Below are 5,321 nucleotides of genomic sequence, written 5' to 3'. Positions count from 1 at the left end.
GGCGACGGATAAGGGGAAGCGTTGGACCGCCTTCAAGGGCCTCCGCTCGCTGGCACAATAACATCATGAAAACAAAGAGCTAAACTCCATCCCGCTAGCGGTGGAGGTATCGGTGCACGGATGCCTCCATCGCAAACGCTGTGCAGACCTCGCATGCCGACGATCGTGGAGGCATAGCTTTCTATCTTGCCATACGCGCCATCCCCCTCCCCAGCACACATTTCCCTTTTTCCTCCCCCGCTCCCTCCAAGCAGCCCCACATGAAAAAGGCCGGGACGCAGCGCCAGATGACGCCCGCGATCCCGGCCTTTCGAGTACCGTTCAATGGCAGCTAGCGAACGCTGTCAGCGCTGCCTTTCGGCTGCCAAAAGTGCGCCGGCCCATCATTCCGTGCGGCATTTCATCGCCATCGACGATGCACACCGCGACGAACCAGCGCCGACCTAAACGGCCCAGGATCGCGATCCGGTCGAGCTCGAAATCGTCCTCGATCTCGCTCGTCCAGGCCCCGAGCCAGCGCGCTTCGCGGCGCGCATCCCAGTGAAAATCGCACTCTTCTGCGGCCAGAAAACGATCCGCCAAAGCCTCCGCCGCGCTGCTCCCGAACTCCAGCGTGAGCCCTGCCACCAGCGTCGCCATCACGCGATCCGACGCCACCGAAACCGGTTGAACCATAGCCATGATATCTCTCCGTCGCTCGCGTCTTCGTGCTTGAAGACCCTCAGTCGACGGCGGTCGGCGGCGTGGCTGTCAGGGCCGCCGGAGCGAAGCGCAGGCGCCGCGAAGCGGACGCGGGGGGAACCGATTTGCGCAGCAAATTGGGGGGTACCCGCGGGCCTTGAGAGCAGCGCCGCCGGCCGCCATACTCGGACGACTTCGAGAAGAGCCCCTTCCCAACGCCCGTGATTGAAGCGGTTGCAGCGCTGTCAGAAGACGATGTGTTTGCGGTCTTGAGGGATAGCCGGTTGAGCCCGGCGTCAGCCGCGCGCGATACGCTCCTCGGCGATGCGTTTGACCTCGCTCTGCAGCAGTTCGATGCGCTCGACGAGCCACGCCAGTTCAGGGCCGGTGATCTTGTAATGGGGCGAATAGCGCGCCTTCACGTACGCCTGACGCAATAGCTCCCAGCAGCGATTGCCGAACTTGGTGTTGCGCGGCCAGATGTCGATCAGGTCGCGCGCGACGTCCTCCGAGCGCTCGCGGAGGAATTTGATGTTGTGCGATTTGGGCGAGTAGAGGGTCAGGACGAGCATCGTTGTATGGTAGAAGTGTTCGACGGCTTGATGCAGATTGAACGCCGCGTGGTTGTTGAACCCCTGCGTAATCATGAACTTCCCGGCAATGAGAAACCCGTTCGCGCTCTTAAACCATTGCTTGTAGTGCGTCTTCACTTCCTCGAGCGCGATCTCCGGCGACAATACCGCCGGCGTGTCGAACGAGCGATCGTCCATCGCGTAGAGTTCGATGCCGTCGCGAACGATATCGATGAAGAACGGCCGGCCGCGCGAGAGCTGGAAGTTCACGTCCTGCATCGTATGCGCAATGACGCTGGTCTCGGCCGACAGGCGCTTCATGATCGCGTAATCGCGGATCAAAGTGTCGTCGATCTTGCCCCACAGGTCGATCTCGGGACCGAGGAAACGTTCGTCATCGACGACGACGAGAATGTCGTAATCGGAATAATAACCGCTGGCATTATCCGCGACCCAGTCGCCGCGCGCGTGGCTTCCATAGAGGATAATCTTGACGATGCGGCCGTGCTTCTTCCACTTCGCGGTGGACAGTTTGGTCGCTTGCTCGAACTCGGCGAAGATCACCTCGAGAATACGCTGAAGGTCGCGTTGCTTGCGGCTGGGAAGATGGTCGAGATCGGTCTTCATCGCGCTGGAATCCTAGCGATTTGCTGCTCTGAGGCAATGAAAAGCGAAGCGCTGCGCCCGTCAGTGGCGGGCGCAGCGCAGGCGCTCAATCGAGCGCGTTCCAAATGATGGCGAAGGTATCGTCATCCTCCTGCCCCGCCGCGCGACCGAGGTTGGCATAGAGCCGGCGCGGCCCGAATTCGGGGGCCGCAAGGCTCAGCGACACATAGGTGTTGCCAGTCGTTTCGCTCTGGCGGAGCCAACCGGCACCGATCTCGACGCCGCCCGCGAGGACACGATAGTGGGGCTGGACGTCGTTAGTGCGCCGATTGTTGGGCACGATCTCAACGTCGGTGCGGATCGAGAGCGTCTTGATCTGACCCTTGAAGCCCTCGCCGTTGCGGGTGACATAACCGATGGCAGCCATTGTTGGTCTCCTTACATGCGCGCCCGAACCGTTCGGGCGACAGGCGCGACCGAAAGGCCGGCAGAAGCCGGGCGCGCGAACCCGTCAGGGCCGAAGCGCCAGCGGCGGACCGGAGCGGCGGAGCTATTTGCAGCGAAAGCGGCCGCGAGGAGCCCGCGGCATGCCGCGGGCGGGGAAATAGGTTCGACGCGATGGTTTCGCGGGGCCGGATGCCGGTCCAGGTCATAGCGCTATGAGCCGCAACGGTTCGAACCGCGCACAGGGGCCATCAAGCCTGTGCGGATAAGAATCACGCAACCGCCGATGGCGGCACGGCGGCGCTCGGCCGATTTTTGGCGCCGCGATCCCATGTAAGATCGGAACCGGGCGGGCGGCAAGCCACCGTCCGGCAAATTCAACGCCGCCAGCGGCAAGGGGCGGCAGGCGAGCGATTGGACGAGACGATGCTTTCAAAGTAGTTCAAATTTGACCTTCACAGTCTAGCTTTTGTTGCTACAAGAACGGAAAACGCGGGGGCAATGACTGCAACGGGCATTCCAGCATCGACAATGGCTGCCAGGGCACCCCGTTTAGTGTCTCGGGGCGTCGCGCGATGAATTACCTTCCGCCTTTTGGCGATGTTATCACTCATCACGACAGCAATTCGGCGACCGAGCCTCAGGGGGCTGAAGCGATCGACCGCCGCCTGCTGACGCTTATCGACGAGCGGGCATCCGATGACGACTTCTGGTCGCCAAAGGATCGTGATCGGCGAGACAGCGCTCATTGCATTTTTCAATACCCTGCCATGATGGTGCCGCTCGTACAACGGCGACTGCTTGCCTCGATCCTTGAAGCAAAACCATCAATCCAATCGCTCTATGATCCGTTTGTCGGCTCCGGAACCTCGCTGGTGTCGGGCATGCATTTTGGGCTTGGCGTCTACGGAAATGACGTGAATCCGCTCGCGGTCCTGATTAGCCGCGTTCGCACCGCACGAGTCGTCGAATCCGCGATCGGCGCGATCGTTGACCAGGTCGTTCGAGAAGCAACCGGCGATTGCCAGACGACAATCGATTGCACTCTGCCCAACCGTCAAAAGTGGTTCCATGACGTGGTGAGCGTTGAGCTCTCGCGGTTGCGCCGCGCAATCCGCCGCCAGCCAGATCTTTGGGTCCGACGCTTTCTTTGGGTGACACTGGCGGAAACGGTCCGCCTGACCAGCAACGATCGCACTTCAACTTACAAACTTCACGCCCGCCCTGTGGAGGAAATTACCAAGCGCATCCTGTCCCCGATCAAACTGTTCGGAGAGATCGGCGCGATCAATGCCGAGAGCTTTGCCGATTTTCGTATCCAGCTGCACGCGCGCGCGCAATTAAAAGCGAAGAAATACCGCGCCGAGACGGAAGTGAAAATCGGTGACACCCGCGATCTTTCAGCAAGCTGGAACTCTCGATCGTTCGATCTTGTCATGACTTCGCCGCCCTACGGCGATAACATGACCACGGTTACCTACGGCCAGCATTCCTACCTGCCGCTTAATTGGATCGACTATCGAGACATCGATTCTGCGGCAGATATTGAAACGCTGAGAACCACCCAAGAAATCGACCGGCGGAGCCTGGGCGGCTGGATTCACGATAAGAGTTGGAGCGAAGAACGCTTGCTCGATAGTTCCCCGGCCTTACGCAATTGCGCGGGAAACTTACCAGCCGTACCTGCCGGTGGCCGCGCACGACTTCTGCGCTTCTACACTGATTTTGCAGCGAGCCTTGACAGCATTACCAAGCTGACAAAGCCTAATGGTTATATGGTCTGGACGGTGGGCAATCGGAGCATTGGCGGCCGCCAAGTACCCACCGACCTCATATTGAGCGAGATGCTTTCCACCCACGTCTGCACGGTTTTGAAGACGTTGACACGTAAGATCCACCACAAGCGAATGCCAGGTCGCAATGCCAGTTCACCCACCATGCGCGAGGAAAGAATCCTACTCGTCCGTAAGCTAGAGCGCTAGCATGGCTGACACATCACCTCATTTCGACATCAGTGCCGCGGTCGTGCGCCAACTCGGCGAAGAGCTGGTGTCTGACGAAGTGACCGCCATCGTCGAGCTCGTCAAAAACGCTTACGACGCTGACGCGACGTTCGCGAATGTTGTCGTCAGCACCAACGACCCACCACCACTCGGCACGACCAATATTGATGGCGCCAAGGGCTACGTAACCATCGAAGATGACGGCCTCGGCATGAACGAAGACGAGATCCGCAATGGTTGGCTAATGATCTCGCTTTCAGCGAAGCGCAAAATGAAAGCGGGCGGCAAGCGAACGCCAAAAGCCGCACGCCGTTGGGTGACAAGGGGCTTGGGCGCCTTAGCACGCAGAAACTCGGCCAGAATCTCGACATGATAACCCGCAAGGCCGGGAGCGATGATACCTTACAGGTGTCTTTTTCGTGGGCCGCCTTTTCTGATGACCGAAGCTTGAGCGATGTTCCCGTATCGATCGGCAGCGCACCGGCGCCAGGTCGCGCAAAGGGAACTGAGCTAATCATCTCCGGCTTGCGAAACCCCAATGTCTGGGAAGGTTCAGCCGCTGATCAGCTGATCGCGGACTTGTCGCAGATTATCTCGCCTTTCCCGGAGGCGAGACCGTTTTTAGTGACGCTGAAGATCAACGGCAGACCGATCGATCTTGGTCAAGTTTCAGAGAAGGTGCGCCGGGCTGCTGTTGGACGCTTCCGCTTCAACTTTGAAGCGGGACAGCTCAGCCTTAACGGCAGCATCCGCCTCGCGAAGCTCCGAGGCAACGATTCCGATTTCTATGACAGATGGATTGCTCCCGATAACGGGAAAGCGTTCTTCGATTTCCTTAAGAAGAAATCTGCCGCATCTTTGCTTCATCCGAGCAGAGACAAAACACACTTCGTAGACTTTGATTATAGCATCTCCTTATCCGATCTTGGCGATGTAGACACAATTTTTGATCCAAGCGATCCTCTCAGACGCGTACCAGCTGATCCCGGCCCCTTCACCGGTGAAATTGACGACT

General features: G+C 59.2%; 6 protein-coding genes. 3 read left to right on the top strand and 3 right to left on the bottom strand.

The window, feature by feature from the left end; translation table 11 throughout:
- Window positions 1–321: 321 nt before the first annotated feature.
- The 3 genes from BGN95_RS05770 to BGN95_RS05760 all read right to left on the bottom strand — a co-directional run bounded on the left by BGN95_RS05770 (window position 322) and on the right by BGN95_RS05760 (window position 2,286).
- Window positions 322–681, bottom strand: a complete 360-nt coding sequence (locus BGN95_RS05770; protein WP_286771927.1) for a hypothetical protein — start codon at window positions 679–681, stop codon at window positions 322–324.
- Window positions 682–977: 296 nt separating this feature from the next.
- The gene (locus BGN95_RS05765; RefSeq protein ID WP_286771926.1) at window positions 978–1,880 is read right to left on the bottom strand and encodes a HEPN domain-containing protein; all 903 of its coding nucleotides are present in this window, start codon (window positions 1,878–1,880) and stop codon (window positions 978–980) included.
- 85 nt (window positions 1,881–1,965) lie between these two features.
- Complete coding sequence (locus BGN95_RS05760; protein WP_286771925.1) at window positions 1,966–2,286, bottom strand: DUF736 domain-containing protein; 321 nt, start codon at window positions 2,284–2,286, stop codon at window positions 1,966–1,968.
- Between the two features lie 592 nt (window positions 2,287–2,878).
- Between BGN95_RS05760 and BGN95_RS05755 the strand changes: the two genes are divergently transcribed.
- From BGN95_RS05755 to BGN95_RS05745, 3 genes are all read left to right on the top strand, one after another.
- Window positions 2,879–4,285, top strand: coding sequence for a TRM11 family methyltransferase (locus BGN95_RS05755; protein WP_286771924.1), 1,407 nt, complete (start codon window positions 2,879–2,881; stop codon window positions 4,283–4,285).
- Between the two features lies 1 nt (window position 4,286).
- Entirely contained in the window at window positions 4,287–4,679 is a 393-nt protein-coding gene (locus BGN95_RS05750; RefSeq protein ID WP_286771923.1) for an ATP-binding protein, read from the top strand.
- The coding region (locus tag BGN95_RS05745; protein WP_286771922.1) for a hypothetical protein at window positions 4,676–5,321 on the top strand (646 nt) is incomplete at its 3' end. The genes BGN95_RS05750 and BGN95_RS05745, both read left to right, overlap by 4 nt.

It is taken from the genome of Sphingomonas sp. 66-10, from assembly GCF_001897045.1.
Lineage (GTDB): Bacteria > Pseudomonadota > Alphaproteobacteria > Sphingomonadales > Sphingomonadaceae > Sphingomonas > Sphingomonas lycopersici.
Note: the sequence above shows the minus strand (reverse complement) of the source record. Positions and strands in the feature narration are given on the sequence as shown.

Coding starts and splice junctions, on each gene's coding strand:
- BGN95_RS05755 (WP_286771924.1), top strand. CDS start 2,879: ATGAATTACCTTCCGCCTTTTGGCGATGTTATCACTCATCACGACAGC.
- BGN95_RS05750 (WP_286771923.1), top strand. CDS start 4,287: ATGGCTGACACATCACCTCATTTCGACATCAGTGCCGCGGTCGTGCGC.
- BGN95_RS05765 (WP_286771926.1), bottom strand. CDS start 1,880: ATGAAGACCGATCTCGACCATCTTCCCAGCCGCAAGCAACGCGACCTT.
- BGN95_RS05770 (WP_286771927.1), bottom strand. CDS start 681: ATGGCTATGGTTCAACCGGTTTCGGTGGCGTCGGATCGCGTGATGGCG.
- BGN95_RS05760 (WP_286771925.1), bottom strand. CDS start 2,286: ATGGCTGCCATCGGTTATGTCACCCGCAACGGCGAGGGCTTCAAGGGT.